At 63.2% G+C, this 23,935-nt stretch carries 22 protein-coding genes; 15 read left to right on the forward strand and 7 right to left on the reverse strand.

The genetic code is table 11. The features are described 5' to 3' along the window. Positions 1 to 50: 50 nt before the first annotated feature. From ACWGTI_RS13600 to ACWGTI_RS13615, 4 genes are read left to right on the forward strand one after another with little or no spacing between them, the layout of a single operon-like run. Entirely contained in the window at positions 51 to 980 is a 930-nt protein-coding gene (locus tag ACWGTI_RS13600; RefSeq protein WP_454575886.1) for a carbohydrate ABC transporter permease, read from the forward strand. Between the two features lie 10 nt (positions 981 to 990). Then, complete coding sequence (locus ACWGTI_RS13605; protein ID WP_454587585.1) at positions 991 to 1,830, forward strand: carbohydrate ABC transporter permease; 840 nt, start codon at positions 991 to 993, stop codon at positions 1,828 to 1,830. After that, positions 1,827 to 2,888 (forward strand): Gfo/Idh/MocA family protein, encoded by a 1,062-nt coding sequence (locus ACWGTI_RS13610; protein WP_454587586.1) that lies wholly within the window; start codon positions 1,827 to 1,829, stop codon positions 2,886 to 2,888. The genes ACWGTI_RS13605 and ACWGTI_RS13610 overlap by 4 nt, the downstream gene beginning before the upstream one ends. A gap of 15 nt (positions 2,889 to 2,903) precedes the next feature. Further along, on the forward strand, positions 2,904 to 3,902 hold the full coding sequence (locus ACWGTI_RS13615; protein ID WP_454587587.1) for an ABC transporter ATP-binding protein: 999 nt from the start codon (positions 2,904 to 2,906) through the stop codon (positions 3,900 to 3,902). 124 nt (positions 3,903 to 4,026) lie between these two features. On the opposite strand, the gene ACWGTI_RS13620 is transcribed toward ACWGTI_RS13615, so the two are convergent. Genes ACWGTI_RS13620 through ACWGTI_RS13640 form a run of 5 tightly spaced genes read right to left on the reverse strand, consistent with a single transcriptional unit; the run spans position 4,027 to position 8,844 of the window. Continuing rightward, on the reverse strand, positions 4,027 to 4,920 hold the full coding sequence (locus ACWGTI_RS13620; RefSeq protein WP_454587588.1) for an ROK family protein: 894 nt from the start codon (positions 4,918 to 4,920) through the stop codon (positions 4,027 to 4,029). After that, on the reverse strand, positions 4,917 to 5,717 hold the full coding sequence (locus tag ACWGTI_RS13625) for an alpha/beta fold hydrolase (RefSeq protein ID WP_454587589.1): 801 nt from the start codon (positions 5,715 to 5,717) through the stop codon (positions 4,917 to 4,919). Before ACWGTI_RS13625 ends, ACWGTI_RS13620 begins: the two co-directional genes overlap by 4 nt. Further along, positions 5,714 to 6,550, reverse strand: a complete 837-nt coding sequence (locus ACWGTI_RS13630; RefSeq protein WP_454587590.1) for a sugar phosphate isomerase/epimerase family protein — start codon at positions 6,548 to 6,550, stop codon at positions 5,714 to 5,716. The genes ACWGTI_RS13625 and ACWGTI_RS13630 overlap by 4 nt, the downstream gene beginning before the upstream one ends. Then, positions 6,550 to 7,629 carry a Gfo/Idh/MocA family protein gene (locus ACWGTI_RS13635; RefSeq protein WP_454587591.1) on the reverse strand — a complete coding sequence of 360 codons (1,080 nt, stop codon included), beginning with the start codon at positions 7,627 to 7,629 and terminating at the stop codon, positions 6,550 to 6,552. Before ACWGTI_RS13635 ends, ACWGTI_RS13630 begins: the two co-directional genes overlap by 1 nt. Before the next feature lie 15 nt (positions 7,630 to 7,644). Then, positions 7,645 to 8,844: an ROK family transcriptional regulator gene (locus ACWGTI_RS13640; protein ID WP_454587592.1), complete on the reverse strand. Its 1,200-nt coding sequence runs from the start codon at positions 8,842 to 8,844 to the stop codon at positions 7,645 to 7,647. A gap of 292 nt (positions 8,845 to 9,136) precedes the next feature. On the opposite strand from ACWGTI_RS13640, the gene ACWGTI_RS13645 reads away from it, so the two are divergent. The 3 genes from ACWGTI_RS13645 (at position 9,137) to ACWGTI_RS13655 (ending at position 11,825) form a co-directional block, all read left to right on the forward strand. Continuing rightward, positions 9,137 to 9,622 (forward strand): hypothetical protein, encoded by a 486-nt coding sequence (locus tag ACWGTI_RS13645; RefSeq protein WP_454587593.1) that lies wholly within the window; start codon positions 9,137 to 9,139, stop codon positions 9,620 to 9,622. 167 nt (positions 9,623 to 9,789) lie between these two features. Then, positions 9,790 to 11,229, forward strand: coding sequence for an aldehyde dehydrogenase family protein (locus ACWGTI_RS13650; RefSeq protein ID WP_454587594.1), 1,440 nt, complete (start codon positions 9,790 to 9,792; stop codon positions 11,227 to 11,229). Positions 11,230 to 11,243: 14 nt separating this feature from the next. Further along, on the forward strand, positions 11,244 to 11,825 hold the full coding sequence (locus ACWGTI_RS13655) for a DUF1349 domain-containing protein (RefSeq protein ID WP_454587595.1): 582 nt from the start codon (positions 11,244 to 11,246) through the stop codon (positions 11,823 to 11,825). A gap of 83 nt (positions 11,826 to 11,908) precedes the next feature. Here ACWGTI_RS13655 and ACWGTI_RS13660 read toward each other — a convergent pair whose 3' ends face one another. Then, positions 11,909 to 12,040 carry a hypothetical protein gene (locus ACWGTI_RS13660; RefSeq protein ID WP_454587596.1) on the reverse strand — a complete coding sequence of 44 codons (132 nt, stop codon included), beginning with the start codon at positions 12,038 to 12,040 and terminating at the stop codon, positions 11,909 to 11,911. Between the two features lie 39 nt (positions 12,041 to 12,079). Further along, positions 12,080 to 12,862, reverse strand: coding sequence for a helix-turn-helix transcriptional regulator (locus ACWGTI_RS13665; RefSeq protein ID WP_454587597.1), 783 nt, complete (start codon positions 12,860 to 12,862; stop codon positions 12,080 to 12,082). Between the two features lie 111 nt (positions 12,863 to 12,973). Between ACWGTI_RS13665 and ACWGTI_RS13670 the strand changes: the two genes are divergently transcribed. The 8 genes from ACWGTI_RS13670 to ACWGTI_RS13705 all read left to right on the forward strand — a co-directional run bounded on the left by ACWGTI_RS13670 (position 12,974) and on the right by ACWGTI_RS13705 (position 23,749). After that, positions 12,974 to 15,133, forward strand: a complete 2,160-nt coding sequence (locus ACWGTI_RS13670; RefSeq protein WP_454587598.1) for a hydantoinase/oxoprolinase family protein — start codon at positions 12,974 to 12,976, stop codon at positions 15,131 to 15,133. A 12-nt stretch (positions 15,134 to 15,145) separates the two neighbouring features. Next, the gene (locus ACWGTI_RS13675) at positions 15,146 to 17,350 is read left to right on the forward strand and encodes a hydantoinase B/oxoprolinase family protein (RefSeq protein ID WP_454587599.1); all 2,205 of its coding nucleotides are present in this window, start codon (positions 15,146 to 15,148) and stop codon (positions 17,348 to 17,350) included. Beyond that, positions 17,347 to 17,832, forward strand: a complete 486-nt coding sequence (locus tag ACWGTI_RS13680) for an acetone carboxylase subunit gamma (protein ID WP_454587600.1) — start codon at positions 17,347 to 17,349, stop codon at positions 17,830 to 17,832. Before ACWGTI_RS13675 ends, ACWGTI_RS13680 begins: the two co-directional genes overlap by 4 nt. Positions 17,833 to 17,845: 13 nt before the next feature. Beyond that, entirely contained in the window at positions 17,846 to 18,616 is a 771-nt protein-coding gene (locus ACWGTI_RS13685) for a glucose 1-dehydrogenase (protein WP_454575869.1), read from the forward strand. A gap of 57 nt (positions 18,617 to 18,673) precedes the next feature. Then, positions 18,674 to 19,501, forward strand: a complete 828-nt coding sequence (locus ACWGTI_RS13690) for an SDR family NAD(P)-dependent oxidoreductase (RefSeq protein WP_454587601.1) — start codon at positions 18,674 to 18,676, stop codon at positions 19,499 to 19,501. Positions 19,502 to 19,582: 81 nt separating this feature from the next. Then, complete coding sequence (locus ACWGTI_RS13695; protein WP_454587602.1) at positions 19,583 to 20,512, forward strand: ABC transporter substrate-binding protein; 930 nt, start codon at positions 19,583 to 19,585, stop codon at positions 20,510 to 20,512. 97 nt (positions 20,513 to 20,609) lie between these two features. Further along, complete coding sequence (locus ACWGTI_RS13700) at positions 20,610 to 21,662, forward strand: quaternary amine ABC transporter ATP-binding protein (RefSeq protein WP_454587603.1); 1,053 nt, start codon at positions 20,610 to 20,612, stop codon at positions 21,660 to 21,662. Continuing rightward, a complete protein-coding gene (locus ACWGTI_RS13705) occupies positions 21,659 to 23,749 on the forward strand; it encodes an ABC transporter permease (RefSeq protein ID WP_454587604.1) in 2,091 nt (696 codons plus the stop codon). The genes ACWGTI_RS13700 and ACWGTI_RS13705 overlap by 4 nt, the downstream gene beginning before the upstream one ends. Positions 23,750 to 23,935: the final 186 nt, after the last annotated feature.

Consider the following 23,935-nt stretch of genomic DNA (forward strand, 5'->3'; position numbering starts at 1 on the left):
CATCTGGCATCGACACCCTTTGGAACCGAGAGACCGCGGGGACCGCACTCATGGCCGCAGAAACACGACCGAAACGACCATTCCGCTGGCATATCGGCATCTTCCTGGCGCCGGCGCTGCTGGTCTATACGGCGATCATGATCCTGCCGCTGGCCGGCACGCTGCAGCTGTCGCTGTTCCGCAACATCGAGCAGCACCAGGTCTTCGTCGGCTTCGATAATTTCCGCACCTTGTTCGGCGATCCCAACTGGTCGGTGAATTTCTGGAATGCGCTGAGGAACAATGTCTGGTTCTTCATCATCCACATGCTGGTGCAGAACCCGATCGGCGTCATGCTGGCGGCCTTGCTGTCCAGCCCCAGGCTGAGGTTCGCCGCCTTCTACCGCACGGCGATCTTCGTGCCGACCATCCTGTCCTTTGTCATCGTCGGCTTCGCCTGGAAGCTAATCCTTTCGCCGTTGTGGGGCGTGGCTCCGCATCTGATGGACCTGGTCGGCCTGAAAAGCTTCTTCACGCCATGGCTCGGCAAGGAACAATACGCGCTGACCGCGCTGAGCCTGATCTCGGTGTGGCAGTTCATCGGCATCCCGATGATGCTGATCTATGCGGCCCTTTTGTCGATCCCCGAAGAGGTGATCGAGGCGGCGGAGTGCGACGGCATCACCGGCATGTCGCAGTTCTGGAAGATCAAGCTGCCGCTGATCCTGCCGTCGATCGGCATCATCTCGATCCTGACCTTCGTCGGCAATTTCAACGCCTTCGACCTGATATACACCGCGCAAGGCGCACTCGCCGGGCCGAACTATTCGACCGATATTCTCGGCACCTTCCTCTACCGCGCCTTCTTCGGCTTCCAGCTGCAGGTCGGCGATCCCAATATGGGTGCTGCGATCGCCACGATGATGTTCCTGATCATCCTCGGCGGTGTCTGCGTCTACCTGTTCCTCGTCCAGACGCGCCTGCGTCGCTACCAGTTCTGAGGAGCGAGAGATGAGCACCGCCACCCGTTCGCTGCCCCGCATCATCGGCGCCCACGCGATCTTGCTGACCTACACAGTGATCGCGCTGTTCCCGGTGATCCTGGTCATCATGAATTCGTTCAAATCGCGCGCCGGCATCTTCAGCGAGCCGCTGACGCCGCCGACACCAAAGACCTTCGACCTGGTCGGCTACAACACGGTGATCGGACAGGGCGACTTCATCCACTATTTCCAGAACAGCCTTGTCGTCACCGTAGCCTCGCTGTTCTTCGTGCTTCTGTTCGGCGCCATGGCGGCATTCGCGCTGTCGGAATATCGCTTTCGCGGCAACACGCTGATGGGGCTTTATCTCGCGCTCGGCATCATGATCCCGATCCGGCTCGGCACCGTCGCCATCCTGCAATTGATGGTGGCGAGCGGACTGGTCAACACGCTGACGGCGCTGATCCTGGTCTACACCGCACAAGGCCTGCCGCTGGCCGTCTTCATCCTGTCGGAATTCATGAAGCAGGTGTCCGACGATCTGAAGAATGCCGGCCGCATCGACGGCCTGTCGGAATACACCATCTTCTTCCGGCTGGTGCTGCCGCTGGTGCGGCCATCTATGGCGACGGTCGCCGTCTTCACCATGATCCCGATCTGGAACGATCTATGGTTCCCGCTGATCCTGGCGCCGTCGGAAGAGACCAAGACGGTGACGCTCGGCGCGCAGCTCTTCCTCGGCCAGTTCGTCACCAACTGGAACGCCATCCTGGCAGCACTCTCGCTGGCGATCATGCCAGTACTGATCCTCTACGTCATCTTCTCGCGGCAGCTGATCCGCGGCATCACCTCCGGAGCCGTCAAGTGAGTTTAGAAAAACCCCTTCGCGTTGTTGTCGCCGGGCTCGGCAATATGGGCCGCAGCCATGCGCTGGCCTATCACACCAATCCGGGCTTCGAGATCGCGGCACTCATCAACCGCTCCGACGTGGTGCTGCCGGGCGGCCTTGCCGGCCACGAAATTCGACGCTCCTTCAACGACGCATTGCGCGACGAAAAGCCCGATCTCGCCTGCATCGCCACCTATTCCGACAGCCATGCCGACTATGCGGTGAAGGCATTCGAGGCCGGCTGCCATGTCTTTGTCGAAAAGCCGCTGGCAACGACGGTGGCAGACGCCAAGCGCGTCGTCGCGGCAGCCAAGGCCAACGGCAAGAAGCTGGTGATCGGCTACATCCTGCGCCATCACCCGTCCTGGGTCCGGCTGATCGCCGAGGCACGAAAGCTCGGTGGCCCTTACGTGTTCCGCATGAACCTCAACCAGCAATCGTCGGGCCCGACCTGGCAGACGCACAAGCAGTTGATGCAGACGACGTCGCCGATCGTCGATTGCGGCGTGCACTATCTCGACGTGATGCTGCAGATCACAAATGCCAGGCCGGTCGAGGTGCGTGGCATGGGACTGCGGCTGACCGAAGAGATCGCGCCGACCATGTACAATTACGGCCATTTGCAGGTGCTGTTCGATGACGGTTCGGTCGGCTGGTACGAGGCCGCCTGGGGACCGATGATCTCGGAAACGGCCTTCTTCGTGAAGGACGTGATCTCGCCCAATGGCTGCGTGTCGATCGTCATGAAGGAGGGCGTCAAGTCCGACGACATCGACACCCACACCAAGACTTCGACCATCCGCCTGCACAGCGCGGCGACCGGCGCCGACGGCAGGTTCGCCAGGCCGGACGAGATGCTGTCGATGGAGGGCGAACCTGGCCACCAGGATCTCTGCGACCTCGAACAGGCCTTCGTGCTGAAGGCGATCCGGGAAGACATCGACCTCACCAGGCATATGGACGATGCGGTGAAATCGCTCGCCGTCTGCCTTGCCGCCGATGAGAGCGTGCGCAGCGGCGCCGCCGTCAAACTCTAGAACAAGGACGAAGCCGTGGGCTCGCTGGTAATCGAGAATGTGAAGAAGGCCTTCGGGCCGGTAGAGGTGCTGAAGGGCATCAACCTCGAAGTGAGGGATGGCGAATTCGTCGTCTTCGTCGGCCCGTCGGGCTGCGGCAAGTCGACCTTGCTCCGGGTCATTGCCGGGCTCGAGGATTCGACTTCGGGTCGCGTGGTGATCGACGGCGCCGATGTTTCGGCCACGCCACCCGCGAAACGCGGCATCGCCATGGTGTTCCAGACCTATGCGCTCTACCCGCACCTGACGGTAAAGAACAATATGGGCCTCGGTCTCAAACAGGCCGGCACGCCGGCTGCCGAGATCGACCGCCGCATCGGGATCGCATCGTCGATGCTGTCGCTGGAACCCTATCTCGAAAGGCGGCCGGCGGAACTTTCGGGCGGCCAGCGCCAGCGCGTCGCCATCGGTCGCGCCGTGGTGCGCGAACCGAAACTGTTCCTGTTCGATGAGCCCTTGTCGAACCTCGATGCCGCGCTGCGCGTCAACACGCGGCTGGAGATCGCGCAACTGCATCGCCGGCTGAAGGCGACGATGATCTACGTCACCCACGACCAGGTCGAGGCGATGACGCTGGCCGACAAGATCGTCGTGCTCAATGCGGGAAAGATCGAGCAGATCGGCGGACCGATGGAGCTCTACAATTCGCCGGCAAACGAGTTTGTCGCCGGCTTTATCGGCTCGCCGAAGATGAACTTCATCGACGGCGCGCGGCTGGGCGAGACGGCCAAGACAATCGGTGTGCGGCCGGAGCATCTGAAGGTCGATGCGAAGTCCGGCGCCTGGAAGGGAACGGTGGTGCACGCCGAGCATCTCGGCGCCGACACCAATCTCTATCTCGACTGCGAGAAGGCCGGGCTGATCACCGTGCGCATCTTCGGCGTCTACGACGCGGAGCCGGGCGCGACGCTTTATGCAACGCCCGAGCCGGGCAAGACATACCGGTTTGGGGCGGACGGGAAGACAATCAAGTAATCGACTGCTAGAGCAATTCCAGGAAAAGTGTGTAGCGATTTTCCGTCCGGGATTGCGCAAAAACAAAAAGTTAGAGCGGGTCAGCGATTCCGTGAAACGCTGAACCGCTCTAGGCACTCGGCGATCACACCGCGCCGAGCAGCACCGCCCCGTGAATAGCCGCCTGCCAGCCCAGGGCCGCCCAGCGTATGTCCAGGGGCTGGACAACAAGCGAATGCGGCAGGCTGTCGGCGATGCGCTGCTTGAGCGTCTGGCGGGGATAGGCCTTCATGTCGACAATGCCGCCGCCGATCAGGATCGTCTGCGGGGAAAACAGGGCGGCTGCCGTTGCGATGGTCACCGCCTGCTGCCAGACGATCTCGTCGAGCCATTCGCGCAGCGACGTCGGCTGCCCGGTCGCCGAAAACAGCTCGGCCACCGGGATATCGTAGTCCGTCGCGAGTTCCACGAGCGTTGCCCCCGAGGCATAGGTCTCGACCCGGTTTGGCAGCCCGCTCTCGTCGGGCCGGTAGATCGGCATATGGCCGATTTCAAGCGCCCAGCCGCCACCCCTGAAGATGCCTTCCTTGCCGAGATAGGCCGCGCCGATGCCGGTGCCAAGATAGACCGCCAGCACCTCCTTTTGCCGCTTCACCGCACCGGCGACGCTTTCGCCCAGCAATTGCAGCACGACATCGCGCTCGAGGCGGACCGGGATGCCTAGCTTAGAGGCCAGTTCCCTGCCTAGCCGGATGCCGTTAAGCTCGGGAATGTTGGCCGTGTGCAGCACCGTGTCGAAATCCCGGTCGATGAATCCAGGCACGGTCGCGACGACGCGCCGGGGTGTGAGCCCGGCATCGCGGCAGGCAGCGGCGACGGCATCGGCCAATCCCGCCGCCGGCGCCCTCTGGCGCAGTTGCGCGGTGGGGTACGCGCGGGCAAAATCCACCGGGATGCCATGGTCGGCGAAGCCAACCTTGACCGACGTTCCGCCGATCTCGACCACGGCGATTGCGTCATCCGTCGTTTGATCGGTCATGCGAGCGTTTCCAGAAATTCCGAAAGACAGGCGCGGAATTCGCGTCGGTATGCGGCGCGATCCTGCGACTTTGCGGTGATGGTGCAAAGCCGGGCCGACGGAATGAGCCGTGCCAGCGCCCGCGCGTCGGCCAGTCGATGGACGAGGTCATGGTCATGGCCGATGACCAGGGTCGGCACAGCGATAGCGCGAATATCGCCCTCGCTCACACCGGGGCCATCGCCCGCGATTGCCACTAGCAACCCGCCGAAACGAGCCGGATCCGGACGACTGAAGAACCCCTGCAAGCTGCTGAGATTGTCAGGCGCCAACCTGGCCAGTTCGGCGGCAACTGCGCTGTCATCGAACAGCCGTCTGGCGTCCTCAGGTGAATGGCGCATCAGGAGGTCGCCGACCACGGCATAGGGCTTCATATTGGTGGGCGCCGCCTCGGATATCCAGGCAGGTCGGGCGAGCACCAGCGCACGTACCCGGGCCGGCTGGTGCACTGCCAGACGCAACGCCAGCGCAGCTCCCATCGAGATGCCCCCGACGACGGCCGGGCCAATGCCGATAGCCTCGGCCAGCGCTTCGACGTCCTTGGCAAACGTCGCGATCGAAAGCTGGTCGACGGGTCCGTAGCCGGATCCGCCCTGGCCCCGGCATTCGAGCGTCACGCGCCGTGTCTGCGGCAGATCGGGGAACACATCGGCGACCTGCGCCTCGTCGCCGCCCAGCCCATGCTGAAAGATGACGGGAAGGCCGGTGCCGACGTCTCGGTAGGCAAGATCGGCGCCGTCGCGGCTAAAGGTCTTCACGCTTTGTCGCTCGCTTCCAGCACACTGCGCAGAAAGGCGCCAACACCAGGCGCCTCGGCCTCGGTCAGTCCATGCGTGATCAAGGGGCCCCCAAAGCCGGCGGCTTTCAGGCGGCCGATGAAATGCGGGAAGTCGACGACGCCCATCCCTGCGGCGGCAAAACTGCCATCGGCATGGCGGTCCTTGGCATGAGCCATGCCGATCTCGGCGGCCAGCAAATCGACAGCCTCGTCGATCAGGCGATGCCGCTCGGCTGCATCGGCCACTTCGAACAGATTTGCCGGATCAAGAACGATGCGCAGGCGCTTGCTGTTCATTTCGTCGAACAGGCGGCGCGCGGCTTGTGCGCTGGAAACGACATTGGCCAGTTCCGGCTCGATGCCAAGCTCGATGTCGAAGCGCTCGGCGATTGCGACCGCCGCTTCCATCTCCGTGCGAAGATCGCTCCAGGCGGCGTCACCGGCATTGTCGGGATGCCAGCGCCACTGATCCTGCGCATCCCTGGTACCGGTGCAGAGTGTGATCAGACGCGTGCCCATATCGGCGCATGACGCGGCCAGCACTTCGAGCCGGGCAAGCCCCTGGACGCGAACCGAGCGATCGGGATGGATCATGTTGTAGGTTCCGGACACCGCCGCGATAGAAACCCCTGTTTGCTCGCTTGCCACCGTAATGGATCGGGCCGCATCGGGCTCGATGCTGTCCGGCATGGAGGGCAGGCCAAGGCACGCCATGTTGAACTGCGCCGTGGTGTAGCCGGCATCCGCGACCGCGCGCAGCACCGGCAGAGCGCCCGTAGCGGCAAAGGTCTTGGCGAAAATACCAAGCTGCATCACACGACCCCATCGACATCGGCGAGGTTGACGGCGCGGCCGCCGGCAGCGGCGGAGCGCGCGATGGCCGCCATGCCTCTGACCGATGCGATGCCGTCGTCTATGCCGGCGCCAACCATGGGCGCGCCGTTTAGCACCACATCGGCAAAGCCTTCGAGCTGGCGGCGATAGAAGTGGCCGTCGGCGCCAAGTGTGCGATGCCAGCTGCCATCGGCCTCGCGAAAGATGTCGACCTCGCTGCTCTTGTAGTACCAGGGGTTATAGGTCTTCGCGAGAACGCTGCCGTTCTGGCCGTAGATCTGGAACCCTTCATGCCAGTCCATGCGAACAGCGACAGTCAGGTCGAGATGACCGATCGAACCGTCGGCGAAGATGGTAGTGATGAACCAGCAATAGGCGCCATAGCGCTCGGTGAGCCGGGCTTCGACCGCCTCGATCGGCCCGTGCAGATGGCGCGCCGTGTCGAGGAGGTGGCTGCCATGCGCCAGCATATAGTACTGGCGCAAATCCGCCTTGGGATTGACGGAAGGCTTGCGCGCCTTGGCGCTGGTGATGATGAGCGGCTGCACCGCATCGGTCATGGGGTAGCGGTGGGTGCTGTCGCAATACCAGCCCTTGAACGCCAGCCGCTCGCCCATCTCGTCGTCGACGAAGGCCTTGGCCGCCTGGATACCGGGATCGAAGCGCTTCATATGGCCGACCTGAAGCACCTTGCCGCTCTTGTCGACCGCGGCTCTCAGGCCTTCGACCTCCTCGACCGAAACGCCCAGCGGCTTTTCGCACAGCACGTGCTTGCCGGCATCGAGCGCCAGTTCCGTAGCCTTCACGTGAAACGTGTCCGATGTCGCGATGATGACGGCATCGAGGTCAGGATCGGCCAGCATCTGGCCATAGTCGGCATAGGATTTTTCAGGCGCATAAGTCGCGGCCATCCTGTCGCGCAGATCGTCGGCGACGTCGCAGATGGCATAGAGGTCGGCGTTGCGCGCCTTGGCGCAGGATTCGAAATGCGCCGCCTGCGCAATCGGGCCGCAGCCGAGCACGCCGACACGCAGCCGCTTTTCGTCTTTGCGAGGCATGGAATTCTCTCCGGATTAGCGCGCGGCAAGGCCGCGAAGTTGAAATTGCGGATCGCCCGACAAAGCTGCCTGGTGCAGCAGGCAGGCAGCGCCCAGAGCGGGACCGTCGGCGCCGACACGCGACAGTTCCACCGTGGGAACGGGATAACCTTCGGCCAGGAAGTCTGACAGGAACGCTTCCACCTGTTCGGCGACAAACGGATAGACGGCATTGACCGAGCCGGAGAGAATGATGCGCTCCGGCTGCAGGGTGCAGGTGAGCGTCGCCAGGCCACGGCCGAACCAGAGCGCCCAGTCGTGCGCGGTGGCGATGGCGGCCGTATCGCCGCCAGCGAGTGCCGCGACAAACTCGTCCACGCCGGCCCGCCGCCCGGTTATGTGGAAGTAGCGGGCGAGAAGCGCGTCCTTGCCGACATAGGATTCCAGACGGCCCGGGCGCTTCGCGTCATAGACAAAACCTTCGTCGCCGATGCGCAGATGTCCGATCTCGCCGGCGCCGCCGAGCCGGCCGCGATGCAGCCTGCCGGCATTGATGGTGCCGCCGCCAACGCCGTTCTCGATCAGGATGACCAGAGCATCCTCGCCGTCTTTTCCCGGCTGTGCCCGGTATGTCTCGGCCACCGCGACTGCATTGGCATCGTTTTCCAGGAGAATCGGAAACTCATCGCCAAAGGCATTGCCCAAAAGCTCGGCGAGATTGACCCCGTGCCAGCCAAGGATCGTCGCATGGTATGAGACGCCATCAGTGGCGGGGAAGCCGGGCACGGCGACATTGAGCCCATAGGGGCGCGTACCCTCAGGCAATTGCAACCGGATCTCGGCGACGAGCTCCCCGATGATGGCGACTGCGGCTTCGGGCGCGCTGCCCGGTCCGGCAAATGCCCTAGAGGCGCTGGCACGCAGTCTGCCGGCAAGGTCGACTGCCACGACAGCGATCCAGTTCACGCCGATATAGGCGCCCAGGAAGAAGCCGCCATCGCCTTCGATCTCGACCAGGATTCCGGGGCGGCCGACCCGGGCCTCGCCGTCCTGCTCATCATCCGTTCCGCCCGACCGCTCACGCGCCAGACCCGCCTCGGTCAGGCTGAGCACCAGGGCGCCGGTGGTCGAGCGGGTCAGGCCGAGGTCGCGTGCGAGCGCTGCCCGGCTCAACGCACCGGCACGAAACAGCGACGCAAGGGCTCGCGTTTCATTCGGCCGAAGATCGGTCGACACCAGCACTTTCTCCTATCGAAATTTGTTTGATAAGAATACTAATCGAATTTCTGTTCGATCTCAATGGGCTCGAAATATTTGGCATTTCCAGCCATTGATGCAGATTTCAGACGATAATTTGTGTCTTTAGCTTACAAATTTGAGAGGATGCGATGCCGGTTCTAGCGCGCCTTCGAAAACAGCGACCGGTGAAGAGCGGACCGCTCAGCAAAGCTGACGCGCAATCCAGGTCCATGCGCTAAAATCGTTCCTCGTGATTCGGCCCCGATCGGGCCTCAACGCAAGGAACGGCATGAGCAAGGCTCTCTCCACATTCGCATTGGTCGCAGTGTTCACCGCATTGCTCATGGCCCTCTGCCTGGCGGTCGCCAGGCACGGCTATCCCTATGGCGCGATCGGGGTGCGGCGGCTGGACGGCATTGCCGATGCCGGTTCGTTCCTGCCGCTCGCCGCCGTCTATTTCTTTGCCGCCATGCTCATGATGATCCTGCCCATTCGAGCCGCCGGCATCGTCTTGACCCATGCGGCGGATGCGCTGTTCTGGGCGGTGATAGCCTTGTTCGCCACCATTGTCGGCTGTCTCGTCGCCCGCTGGGCCTTTGGCCAGAGCAGCGTGCTGTGGGCGCTCCTGAACTGGCGCTTCATATTCGCCGCGGCAATCGTCGGCTGCCATTTCACCATGAACGAGCTGCGCCGCAACATCCTGCTGAGAAGCCTGTTCTTCGTCATCTTCGCCGCGGCGACACCGGCCTGCCTGTTCTGGACGTTTCCGACCTGACAAAGGTCTGCTTCATTTCGTCCGTTTTGAGGTCGCGGCTTTCGCAGCCGCGCGGCATCGGCTATCCAGTCGCCAGCGTCACTTCGCCCCTCACCGTGTCGTCATTTGTCTGATAAATGGTTCAGACATACGGCACCGCCAGTGAACAATTACAAGGAAACCGCGACATGACCCTGTTCCGCAAGAATCTGATCGATGGCGAGTGGGTCGGCGAAGCCGGCTCGCGCAACATCAACCCGTCCGATACCGGCGATCTCGTTGGCGAATATGCCTCGGCCGGCGCCGAAGACGCAAAGCAGGCGATTGCAGCGGCCAAGGCCGCTTTCCCGGCCTGGTCACGCTCGGCGCCGCTCGCCCGTCACAGCGTGCTGAAGAAGGCCTCGGACGAGATCATGGTGCGCAAGGACGAGATCGGCCGCGCGTTGTCGCGCGAAGAAGGCAAGACTCTGGCAGAGGGCATTGGCGAAACCATCCGCGCCGCCCAGATCTTCGATTTCTTCGCCGGCGAGACGCTGCGCCTGTCCGGCGAGCTGGTGCCCAGCGTGCGGCCCGGCGTCGGAGTCGAGATCACCCGCGAAGCCGTCGGCGTCGTCGGTATCATCACGCCGTGGAATTTCCCGATCGCCATTCCCGCCTGGAAGATCGCGCCGGCACTCGCCCACGGCAACACCATCGTCTTCAAGCCGGCCGAACTCGTCCCCGAAAGCGCCTGGACCATTGTCGACATCCTGCACCGCGCCGGCCTGCCGAAAGGCGTGCTCAACCTGGTGATGGGCAAGGGTTCCGTGGTCGGCCAGGCCATGCTCGACAGCCCCGACCTCAACGCCATCACCTTCACCGGCTCGGTCGGCACCGGCAAACGCGTCGCCGCAGCCAGTGTCGAACACATGCGCAAATTCCAGCTCGAAATGGGCGGCAAGAACCCGCTCGTCGTGCTCGATGACGCCGATCTCGCCATCGCTGTCGATTGCGCGATCAACGGCGCCTATTTCTCGACGGGCCAGCGCTGCACGGCCTCGTCGCGCCTGGTGGTGACCGAAGGCATTCACGACCGCTTCGTGGCGGCGCTCAAGGAGCGCCTGGACAAACTCGTCATCGGCGATGCGCTCGATGCAAAGACCCAGATCGGCCCCGTCGTCGATGCGAGCCAGCTGAAGCAGGACGAAGACTATATCGCCATCGGCAGCCAGGAAGGCGCCAACCTTGCCTTCGGCGGCGAGCGGCTCGATCGCGAAACGCCCGGCTTCTACCTCAGGCCGGCGCTTTTCACCGAGAGCACCAATGCCATGCGCATTTCGCGCGAGGAAATCTTCGGGCCGGTCGCCAATGTCATCCGCGTCAAGGACTATGACGAGGCGCTGGCGGTGGCCAACGACACGCCCTTTGGTCTGACGTCCGGAATCTGCACCTCCAGCCTCAAGCATGCCACGCATTTCCGGCGCAATTCGGAAGCCGGCATGGTGATGGTCAACCTGCCGACCGCCGGCGTCGATTTCCACGTCCCGTTCGGCGGCCGCAAGGGCTCGAGCTACGGCCCGCGCGAGCAGGGCCGCTATGCCGCGGAGTTCTACACAACGGTGAAGACAGCCTACACATTTGCCGGCTAATCGGTGGTGAACCGATGACGGCGGCGAAAGAGGGACTCACCTGGCTCAATCCGCCGCCGCACCATGCGTTCGGTGACGACACGGTGCGTGTGCGCACCGGCAAGGAAACCGATTTCTGGCGCGAAACCTTCTACGGGTTCTGGCGCGACAATGGCCATTTCCTCTACCGGCCAGTCGAGGGGGACTTCAGCGCCGAAGTCACCGTCCAGGGCGACTATCGTGTGCTCTACGACCAGGCCGGGCTGATGCTGCGGCTGAGCGAGACGCACTGGATCAAGGCCGGTCTCGAATACACGGACGGGCTGGCGTATTTTTCAGTGGTCGTCACCAATGACACGTCCGACTGGTCGCTGCTCAGCATTCCCAACGATCCCGACGGCGTCCGCATCCGCCTGACCCGCCACGCCGAGGCGATCCGCATCCAGTATCTGGATGCGACCGATGGCCGCTGGAAGCCTGTGCGGCTGGCCTATTTCCCGGTCTCCAAGTCTGTCGATGTCGGCATGATGTGCTGTTCGCCGCAGCGCGAAGGGTTTGAGGTCACCTTTTCCGGCTTTACCGTCGGCCCGCCGATTTCGCGGCAATTGCACGACTGACGGCGATTTCGATCGCGCGGGAGCATGATCCCAAAAAGTGGTGCCGGTTTTTGGAAAAGATCATGCTCCAATAAAGGGTTAGATCAGCGAAGCGGTTCGGCGTTGAACACCTTCTGGACGATCAGCCAGCGGCCGTTGAGGAAGAGGCACGACAAAAGATCGGTCACCTCCCGCGGAGGGATGGCGCCGGCGCTCCGTGCCCTAATCGATACCATTCGTCGGGGGACTCGGGGTCAGTCAGAGGCGACCAGCTCCTAACCGTTCGCGCGGTGCTGGAAGAACTGCAAAAACAGTTCCCGCTCGGTGGTGATGTCGAGCTTTTCGTAGATGCGGCGGCGGTGGTTCTTCACCGTGCCGACGGTGATGCCCAGCCGCTCCGCGATGTTGGCGGTCGGGTGTCCCGCGAGGATCAGTTGCACTAGTTCACGCTCGCGCAGGGACAGCTCCGGCCACAGGCTCGTCGGGATGGTCGGCTCCTGCCGGGGCGAGGCGCCCGGCCCGGTCGGCGCCGATGTGCGGGAGAATTCGGCTCCACGCGCCTTGGTGTCCAGCGCATGCAGCGCCTCGAACACCGGTAGCCGCTCGTCCAGCAGCGCGATTTCGCCGTCTTTGAATGAGGCGGTTGAACGGTCGAGAAAGATACCGAGGCACCAGTCGCCGCCGTCGGCCAGCATGATGCCGACTTCGTCGCAGATTTCCGACTGCGCCAGGAAACCGGCTATGTACTGGCCGCGCTTGGCCTCGTCGTCGGCAAGCCGCTTCAGCGGCAGGATGCCCAGCCGTCGCTCGCGCCGCCATGAGGCGTAGAACGGGTCGAAGACATAGTAATTGTCGAGATAGCGCCGGACCATTTCGTCCGAGAAGCGCCGGTGCTTGATGAACTCCGGCGTCTGCGTCGCTGAATAGCGCGTCACGGTGACGAGGTCGTGCTCGATGTCGGCGCCGATCAGGTCGATCATGCAGTCGACATGCCTGTCCGTACCGGTGGCGGCGATCGCCCTGGCCAGCGGCGCCCAGATGTTGCTGCCCATGCGCATGCCCTTTTCTCGACGATCCCGCCCCAAGCGTCATTGTGTCTTTTGGCATATGGCGCAAAGCCGCCCAATGACTCTAGCCTGGCCCCATCCTAGAGCAATCTTGAGGCGACCGTGACCCAACCCAACCTCACCAGCCCCATCGTCGGCAATCCCATCGTCATCGGCATTGACGCCGGCGGCACCATGACCGACACGATCCTTGTCGATCAGGACGGTCACTTCAAGATCGGCAAATCGGCAACCACGCCGAAGAACGAAGCCGAAGGGTTCCTCGCCTCGGCGGAAGACGCCGCGGACGCCTGGGGCATCTCGCTGGAATCGCTCTTTTCCGGCGTCAACGTCGTACTTTATTCCGGCACGGGCATGCTCAACACGTTGCTGTCGCGCACCGGCCGCCGCCTTGGCCTGATCACCACCAAGGGTCTGGAGGACATGATCCTGATGGGCCGCGGCCTGCAGGCATGGGCCGACTATTCCTACGCCGACCGCCTGCATGCGGTGACCCATCATCATCCCGATCCGCTGGTGCCGCGCCGCCGCACCCATGGCGTCACCGAGCGCATCGACCAGTTCGGCGACATCGTGCTGCCGCTCTACGAGCACGAGGTTTCGGCGGCTGCGAAAAAACTGATCGCCGACAAGGTCGAAGCGATCTGCATCATGACCATCTTCTCGCACGTCAATCCGGTGCACGAGAAGCGCATTGCCGAGATCTGCCGCGAGGAAGTGCAGAAGGCCGGCGCCGACATTCTCGTCTACACCAGCCACGAAGTCCGCCCGGTCGTCCGTGAACAATCGCGGCTGAACTCGGTGCTGATCGAGGCCTATGCGACGTCGCGCGGCCGCAAGCAGCTCAAGGGCATCGAGGACGTGTCGAAGAAATACGGCTTCAAATATGGTGTGCAGACGCTGCTGTCCTTCGGCGGCCTGACCTCGATCAACCACCCGCGCCTGCACGAAACCATGATCTCCGGCCCAATCGGCGGCATTCTCGGTGCGGCCTATGTCGGCAAGCTCATCGGCAATGACTCGCTGATTTGCTCGGACATGGGAGGCACCTCCTTCGATATGGGCGTCATCTCGCGCGGCCAGACGCGGATCGAGAACGAGCCCTTGATGGACCGCTTCAAGCTCAACGTGCCGACGCTGCATCTCGACACGATCGGCGCCGGCGCCGGCATGATCCTCAAGGTCGACCCGCTGACAAAGAAAGTCTCGCTCGGTCCGGAAAGCGCCGGATCAGATCCCGGCCCGATCTGCTTCGCCAAGGGTGGCACCGAACCCACCATCGCCGATTGCGACGCCATCCTCGGCCGCCTCAACCCTTATTATTTCCTCGGCGGCAAGGTTGTCTTGCAGGTCGAGAAGGCGCGCAAGACCTTCGAGGAAAAATGCTCCAGCATCCTTGGCGTCGGCGTTGAGGAGGCCGCGGAGGGCATGATCGACATGCTGGAAGCTGACGCCAACAACGCGCTGCGCCGCGTCATCTCCGGCCAGGGCATCCACCCCTCGGAGTTCACCCTGCTCTCCTACGGCGGCTCGGGTCCATTGCATCTGGCCGGCTGCTCCAGGGGCATCGGCTTCAAGGACATCATCACCTTCCAGTTCGCCGCCGCCTTCTCGGCCTTCGGCTGCACCACCGCCGACTTCATGCGTCGCCATTCGGTGTCGACGCAGCACGACATCGGCGCACGGGCAAGCGATGACGAACTGCTCGCCTTCGGCAAGAAGGTCACCAATGTCTGGAACGACCTGACCAAGGCAGCAGTCGGCGAGATGATCACGGACGGCCACGGCCGCGACAAGATCAAGACCGTGCCGTTTCTGATGATGCGCTACACCGGCCAGCTCGAGGACGTCGAAGTGATGGCGCCGCTTGCCGAGATCAACTCGGCCGACGACATGCGCAAGGTCATCGACGAGTTCGAGGCGGTCTATGCCAAGGTCAACCACCGCGTGTCGCGCTACGGCGAGGCCGGCTTCACCATCACCGAGCTGGGCCTCATCGCTACCGCCGACAAGGTCAAGCCGGTGCTGCTGAAGCGCCCGCTCGGCAAATCGGATCCGGCAGCCGCCCACAAGGGCGTGCGCGAGGCCTATATCGGCGGCCGCTGGCACAAGGCCAATCTCTACGAGATGGACCTTCTGCAGCCCGGCCATGAAGTGATCGGCCCGGCCATCATCGAACATCCCGCCACCACGCTGGTCGTTCATCCGCAGGACCGTGTCCATGTCGATGAATGGACGCTGCTGCACTACACCCACGCTTGAAAGGGCATCGCCATGTTGGACAAACCTGCCTCAGCGCTGCGCCTTCGCGAAAGACTGCTCGATTCCGAGCGGCTGATGGAAGAGACCGGCTGCTATGACGGCATCACCGACCTCACCTTGCGCAACCAGGACCCGCTGAAATTCGAGACGCTGCACACCAAGCTGCGCGCCTATTGCGTCTCGGCCCGCGAAATGGCCCGCCGCATCTCGGCTTCGCCCGGCGTGCGCGAGGTCGGTGAAATGGTGGTGGCCATCTACACCCCCGAGGGTGACGCCATCGCGCTCTCCAACGGCATCATGGTCCACGTCCACACGATGAGCCGCTTCATCAAATGGATGATCAAGAACAATTACGAGGAAAACCCGAAGATCCGCGAAGGCGATATCTTCGCCAACAACGATGCCTTCATCGGCACGGTGCAGGTGCCCGATGTCATGGACGTGGTGCCGATCTTCCACGAAGGCACGCTGGTCGGTTGGGCGGGTGCGGTCTGCCATGAGCTGGAAGCCGGCGGCATCACGCCCGGCGGCGACGTCTGCCTGGCGCAGGAGCGCTTCACCGAAGGCCTTTTCGTCTGCGCCGAGAAGATCGGCGAGAATGACGAGATCCGCCGCGACTACGTCATCCGCTGCGAGCGCAATCTGCGCATGCCGATCTATTGGGTGCTCGACGAGAAGGCCAAGGTCGCCTCCTGCATCGACATGCGCGAAAGCGTCAAGCAGCTGATCTCCGAGATCGGTTTGGACTACTGGATGAAGGTGTCGAAGGAGTTCATCGAAGAAGGCCGCCGCGCCCAGCTCGCCCGCACCCGCCAGCTCACCGTGCCCGGCATCTATCGCGGTCATACTTTCTACGGTCACGTCACCGCGGGTAAACCAGGCTTCCAGATGCTTGGCGATCCGGACTGGCTGTACAACATCCCGATCGAGATGGAGATCACCACCGACGGCAAGATCACCATGGATTTCGAGGGCACGCAGCCCTGGGGCTACCATTCGATGAACTGCACGCCGGCCGGCATGGATGGCGGCATGTTCGTCACCTTGACCCAGCACATGAATTTCGAAGGCCTGGTCAATGACGGCGCCTGGATGGCGACCGAGCTGAAATTGCCGCATGGCACCTGGACCAACCCCGACAACGAGATGGTGGCGACCGCCACCTCATGGGCGCTGCTGCTGCCCGCCTATGGCGTCTTCCAGCGGCTTTTGTCGCGCAGTTTCGTTGCGCGTGGTTTCGTCGAGGAAGCCTTCGTCGGCCAGGTCAACAGCCCGATGATCGAGATGGGCGGCGAAAGCCAGTACGGCACGCCGTTCGGCATGGCGCATTTCGAATGCGCCGCCGCCGGCTCCGGCGCGCTGGCCATCGCCGACGGCCTCGACACCGCCTATGTCGGCTGGAATCCGGAATCCGACATGGGCAACATCGAGGTCTGGGAACAGTCCATGCCGATGATCTATATCGGCCGTTCGATCGTCCCCAATTCGGGCGGCGCCGGCAAATATCGCGGCGGCTGTTCCTTCGTCTCGACCTGGCTGATCAACAAGACCCCGCATCTGCGGCTCCACACCTCGGAGCACTCCTCGCGCGTTTTCGACAATGGCGGCATGTGCGGCGGCTATCCGGCGCCGACCTGCCAGAAGCATCGCGCCGTGCGCAACTCCAACATCCATGAACTGGCGGCAAAGGGCGAACCGCTGGCGCATGCACCGGGCATCGATCCGCATGTCTCGGACTATGAGAAGACCATCGGCGGCGACCATGTCCTGGTCGAGGGCCCCTACATTACCTCGCCGCACAAGTCGGGCGACATCTTCAGCCATGCCTACAATGGCGGCGGCGGTTACGGCGACGTGCTGGAGCGCGATCCGATCAAGACGGCCTGGGATGTTGAGAACGGCTACCTCACCCGCGAAGCGGCGATCCAGATTTTCGGCATCGTGCTGAAGGACGACGCCGACGGCTATCCCGTTGCCGATATCGACGCCACCGCCGAACGCCGTGCCGCCATGCGCAAGCAGCGTCTGGCCAAGGCGATCCCGGTTTCAGACTGGATCGCCGCCGAGCGAAGCCGCATCGAGAAAGCCGACTTCGCGCCAGAGGTGAAGAAAATGTACGCCAGCGCGATCAAGCTGTCGTCGCGCTTCACCGGGAAATTCAGTGATTTCTGGACCGTCGACGCCAGATCGATCTTCATGCCGGGAGCAAAACCATGACCTCATACAGCAAGGAAGTCCTCGGCGATCTGGCCGCCGGCAAGCTGCCCTGGCCGCAGACCCGGCGCATCATGAGCGCCTACAAGGATGATGACCGCTTCTTCAAGATGGTCGCCGTCTATCAGGATCGTGTTGCCTGGAAGGACCCGATCCTGCTGCCGGTCTCGGATCATCTCTTCATCTGCCAGAGCGGCGACGAGCGGATCACCCGCTGCGAATGCGGCCACTCCTTCGGCGACTATCGCAAGAACTGGAAGCTGAAGGCCGCGATCATCGTGCGCAACACCGAGGAATCGCTGCGCGAAATCTATCCCAACAGCGACATTCCCGATCCGCAGTGGATGGAAATCCGCGAATTCATCTGCCCGCAATGCGGCACCATGCACGAGGTCGAGGCGGCCGCACCCGGCTATCCGATCGTGCACGATTTCGAGCCGGATCTGGAAGGCTTCTATCGTGAATGGCTGGGCAAACCATTATAAGGACATCTGTTTTGTGAACCGCGTTGCAGGCAAGGTAGCGCTCGTCACCGGGGCCGGAATGGGCCTCGGGCGGGCGGCTGCTGTGTTGCTTGCGGACGAAGGCGCCAAGCTTGTCGTCACCGACATCGATGAAGCGGCCGCTCACCAGACGGCCGATCTGATCATCCGGGGAAGTGGCGAATGCCTGCATCTTCAGCATGATGTTTCCGAACCCGACGCCTGGCCGAGGGTGATGGCGGCGGTGGCAAAACGCTTTGGCAGGCTCGACGTGCTGGTCAACAATGCCGGCATCGCCATCGCCAAAAACATCGAGGACACCTCGCTTGACGAATGGCGTCGCACCATGGCGGTCAATCTCGACGGTGTCTTCCTCGGCTGCCAGCACGGCATCGCCCTGATGAAACAATCCGGAGGCGGCTCGATCATCAACCTGTCGTCCATCGACGGCATCATCGGCGAGGCTGACCTCGCGGCCTACTGCGCCTCCAAGGGTGGCGTGCGTACGCTGACCAAGGCGGTCGCGGTACACTGCGCCGCGAAGAGCTACGGCATACGCTGCAACTCGATCCACCCTGGCTATATCTGGACGCCGCAGACGGAAAGCTATCTGCGTGACCTCGGCAAGCTTGAGCAGGAAAAAGCCAAGGCGCTGGCCCGCCATCCGATAGGCTTCCTCGGCGAGCCCAACGACATCGCCTACATGGTCGTCTATCTCGCGTCGGACGAATCCAAATTCGTCACCGGCTCCGAAATGGTCGTCGACGGAGGTTACCTTGCCGTCTGAATCTCAAATCCTGTTGGGCCCGGTCGTCCGCATCGAACAGTCTGGAGACTACGCCTGATGACAAACCTTTCCGGCCGCAGCGCGATCGTTACCGGCGGGTTTTCCGGCATGGGCTTCGCCATTGCCACCGCACTGGCGCAGGCCGGCGCCAACGTCGCCGTCGGCTCCTACATAGCGCCCGCCGGCGCCGACAAGTCCGATGCAGCCTACTATCCCGGCGCCGACGAGATCGAGCGCGTGCGCGCAGCCCTGTCTGCCCATGGCACCAGGGTCCACGCCGCCCATCTCGATGTCCGCGAAAGCGATGTGACGAACCGGTTTGCCGCGGACGCGCAAGCGGCCATCGGACCGGCCGACATTCTAGTCAACGCCGCCGGTACCACCGCTGAACAGCCGGTCTGCGGCCATTCCGACGCGCTGTGGGACAAGATCGTCGACACCAATCTCACCGGCGCTTTTCGTGCAACCCGCGCGGTGCTGCCCGGCATGATCGAGCGCGGCTGGGGCCGCATCGTCAACATCGGCTCGACTGCGGCGTCTGTTGGCTGGAAGGACAACCCGGCCTATTGCGCGTCGAAAGCGGGCCTGCTTGGCCTGACCCGCTGTGTGGCGCTGGAGGGCGCCGCGCACGGCGTCACCTGCGTCATGATCAGCCCGACCTGGGTCGAGACCGAACTGATGCGCCGCAATGTGGCGCAGGTCGTCGAGCGTGAGGGCAAGGGCCGCACGGCAGAGGAAGCGATGGCGGAGATCGCCAAAGGCAGTCCGCAGCAGCGCCTGCTGCAGCCGCAGGAGATCGCGGCTCTGGCCGTGTTCCTATGCTCGGATCTGGCCAAGGGCATCACCATGGAAAACATACAGATCACCGGCGGCGCGCTGTGGTAGCGTAGTCGCGGGATGGTTGCGGCCTTCATGGGAGGAGGCCGCATAAGGTAAGGAAAAGGTCCAACCGACAGGGGAACGAACATGAAAAACAATATCTGGAAAGGCGCCGGCATCGCGGCGGCGCTTCTGCTTGCTTCCACCGCTCAGGGCGCCGAGCTCGGCGCCAAGGACGAGGCGATCAAGCTCGCAATGCTGGAATGGACCGGTTCGCATGTCTCCACCCACATTGCCGGGCAGCTCCTGGAGAAGATCGGCTACAAGGTTGAATACGTCACTGCCGGCAACTTCCCGCAGTTTTCCGGCCTCGCCGACGGCACGCTCAGCGCCTCTGTCGAGATCTGGCTGAACAATGTCGGGGACATCTATCCCAAGGTGCTGGCCGAAAAGAAGATCGAGGACCTCGGCAAGCTCGATCTGAAGACGCAGGAGGGCTGGATCTATCCCAAGTTCATGGAGACGGTCTGCCCCGGCCTGCCGGACTGGAATGCGCTGAACAAGCCCGAATGCATCCAGGCGCTGTCGACGCCCGAGACCGCGCCGAACGGCCGCTTCCTCGACTACCCCGCCGACTGGGGTTCGCGCGCGGCGACAATCCTGGCCCACAACTCAATGCAATACACCGCCGTACCGGCCGGATCGGAAGGCGCTCTGGTCGCCGAGCTGGAAGCTTCCGAAGCCGCCAAGTCACCGCTGGTCATGATGTTCTGGGGGCCGCATTACGCGCTGGCCGAAAACGATGTCGGCTGGATCAGCATGCCGCCCTGCAAGGACAAGAGCAACGAGCACTGCATCACCCCGCCCGATGTCGACAAGATCGTCTGGTCGGGCTTCGGCCCTAAATGGCCGGCGGCTTATGCGTTCCTGAAGGCGTTCAAGATGGATGCGACCGAGCAGCAGAAGATGATGCTGGCCGTCGACAAGGACGGCAAGGACCTCGACGCGGTCGTCAAGGAATGGGTCGACAAGAACGAAGCTGTCTGGAAGCCCTGGGTCGACGCGGCCAAAGGCTAAGGCGCTGATGTCTGGCCGCTCGGACGGCGACCTTGTTTGCCGGCCCGGCTTCGCATTTTTGCGGGGCCGGGTCTGGGCTGTGTGAGGGCCTGAAGCGATGAACGACACGCCCTCGATCAAACTCGCCTGCCGCAATGTCTGGAAGGTCTACGGCCGTCGGCCTGGCTACTATTTCGATTCCCGCGGCTACGTCATCGAGCCCGATGTGCTGGCCGAGCGACTGCGCTCGGAGGCCCATTTGCCAGCCGTCGTCGACGCCACATTCGAGGTCGCGACCGGTGAAATCTTCGTCATCATGGGGCTCTCCGGTTCCGGCAAGTCGACGCTGGTGCGCTGCCTGTCGCGGCTGGTCGAGCCGAGCGCCGGCGAGATTTTGCTCGACGGCCGGGATCTGCTGAAGGCCAGCGGCAAGGAGCTGATCGAACTGCGCCGCCATGCCATGGGCATGGTGTTCCAGAATTTCGGGCTGCTTCCGCATCTCACCATTTTGGGCAATGTGGCTTTTCCTCTCAAGATACAGGGTAAGCCGGCTAAGGAGCGTGAAGCGCGCGCCCGCGAAATGATTGCGCTGGTAGGCCTCGAAGGCCGCGAGGCTTCCTTCCCGCACCAGCTTTCCGGCGGCCAGCAACAGAGGGTCGGCATTGCCCGCTCGCTCGCCGTTGGTCCAGAACTGTGGTTCCTCGACGAGCCATTCTCGGCACTCGATCCGCTCATCCGCCGGCAGATGCAGGACGAATTCCTGCGGCTTCAGCGCATGCTGAAGAAGACCATCGTCTTCATCACCCACGACATGGCCGAGGCGTTCCGGCTGGCAGATCGGCTGGCCATCATGCGCGCCGGCAAGATCGTCCAGATCGGCCGCCCGGCCGATATCGTGCTCAATCCGGCCGACGACTATGTCGCGCAGTTCACCGAGGACATGCCCCTCCTGCGTGTTATCACAGCCGGCGATCTCGCAACGCCGTCTGAGGGAGTGGCGATGCCCGATCTGAGCGTTGCCGCTGATGCCAGCCTGGAGGAGTTGATCCCGCGCCTGGCCTCGGGCGTCAGCGCCTTTTCAGTTCCAGGCGCCGGCCCACCCAGGCTGCTGACCGCCGGCGCGGTGCTTGCCGTGCTGGAGCGGGAACGGACAAGGCGCACGCGCACATGACAGCGCCCGCCACATCGTTTCGATCCTCATCGAGGGTCGCGATCGAGCCGGCGCTGTTGCCCTGGTGCGCGTTCATTCTGCTGACCGCATTGTGTTTCATCCTGAAGACGGATTTCCCCTGGCTGGTCACCTTTCCGAAGGAATGGGCCGTGCCCTTCGCTCCCGCCATCAATGCGGTCACCGACGCGGTCGTGACAGTCGTCCAGCCGGCATTTCGCGCCCTGTCCGCCGTGCTCGACGCGCCGATGCGCGGTGCGCGCCTCGTTCTGGTCTGGCTGCCCTGGCCGGCGGTGATGCTGGCGGTGGCAGCACTGGCACTGAAGTCGAGCGGCATCAGGCTGTCGGCTTTTGCTGTGCTGACGCTCGGCTACATTCTGCTTGCCGGCTACTGGCCGCAAAGCATGAGCACACTGTCGCTGGTGCTGCTGGCCGTGCCGATCTCGCTGATGCTCGGCTTCGCGCTCGGCGTCCTTGGCCATGCCAGCCCGCGCTCGCGACCGGTGCTGATCGCCGCGCTTGATCTGATGCAGACCGTGCCGGCTTTCGCCTATCTTATCCCACTGCTGCTGCTGTTCGGCTTCGGTCCGGTGGTCGGCCTGATCGCCAGCGCCATCTACGCAACCCCGCCAATGGTGCGCAACACCATGCTCGGGCTTGAGCGCGTGCCTTCCGACATCAGCGAAGCCGGCCTGATGAGCGGTTGCACGCGGCGCCAGCAATTCTGGCAGGTCGAGGTGCCGACCGCGCTGCCGCAAATCCTTGTTGGCTTCAACCAGACGACGATGGCGGCGCTGTCGATGGTGATTGTCGCCGCCATCATCGGCGGCTTCGAGGACATCGGCTGGGAAGTGCTGTCGTCGATGCGCAAGGCCGAGTTCGGCCAGAGCATCCTGTCGGGCCTGGTGATCGCGCTGCTTGCCATCCTCATTGACCGGCTGACCATCGGCTTCGCCAAGACGCGGCCGAACGGGCCAACGGCAGCCATGCGCTGGATGACCGGGAGCGGTCTGGCGATGATCCTCACCTTCGCGGCGGTGCTGGCGATTGCCATCCGCCTGCTGTGGCCGGATGCGAGCCTGCTGCCGGCGACTGGGCTACGCATGCAGGTCGGTGGGGTCAATCAATGGCTGCTTGGTCTCGTGCGCGACTATGCCTGGTTCTTCGACGGCTTCCGTAACGGGGTGCTCTACTGCCTGCTGCTGCCGCTCAGGATCGGCATTTCAGGCGCCTCCGTTCCTGCCATCTGGGGGTTTTCTCTCTCGGCGAGCGCCAATGCCGCCTATGTCATCGCCATCCTGCTTGGCTGTGCTTTTATGCTGCACCGCTTCGGTTGGCGGTCGGCACTGGCGCTGCTGGTCGCCGGAGCCTTGCTCTACACCGGCTTCCTCGGTTTCCCCTGGCCGGTCTTCATCTTGGGCATCGCCCTGCTTGCCTATCAGGTCGCCGGCATGCGGCTGGCGTTGTTTGCGGCGGCCGGTTTCCTGTTGATCCTAGTCAACGGCTTGTGGCCGCAGCTCATCCAGTCGCTCTATCTCTGCACGCTGGCTGTGCTGCTGTGCCTCCTGATCGGCGGCGCGCTCGGCGTCTGGGCCGCCTACAGCGACCGCGCCTCGCGTCTCCTGAAGCCGATCTGCGATGCCTTGCAGACCATGCCGCAATTCGTTTTCCTCATCCCGGCCTTGATGTTCTTCAAGGTCGGCGAGTTCACGGCGCTGATCGCAATCGTGCTCTACGCCATCGTGCCGCCGATCCGCTATGTCGAGCACGGCCTGCGCCATGTCCGCGCCGATGTGGTCGAGGCGGTTGAGCAGATGGGCGCGACATCGACGCAGACGCTGTTCCAGGCCAAGCTGCCGCTGGCGCTGCCGGTGGTCATGCTCGGCCTCAACCAGACCATCATGGCGGCGCTCTCCATGCTCGCCATTGCGGCGCTGGTCGGCACGCGCGATCTCGGCCAGGCGGTCTATGTCGCCTTGGGCAAGGCCGATGCTGGTATGGGCCTGATCGCCGGGCTGTCGATTGCGTTTCTGGCCATTCTTGCCGACCGGCTGTTCCAGGCCGCGGTGGCGCGATCTGCTGCGGCCTAGTCTAAGGCCTGCCCCATTCCGGCCTCTTCGCCGTGCGAGGGAGTTTTCGATAGCCGCCTTTGCCCGTGACAACATTTCCGGTTGAGCCGACGGCAGTAGGTAGGTTATGCTGCAGTGCACAATTGATGCCTGAAGAAGCTGTGGGCGCCTGGCGCTCGCTTCCAAGATCAACGGATGAAAGATCCG

It is taken from the genome of Mesorhizobium sp. ArgA1 (genome assembly GCF_053714375.1).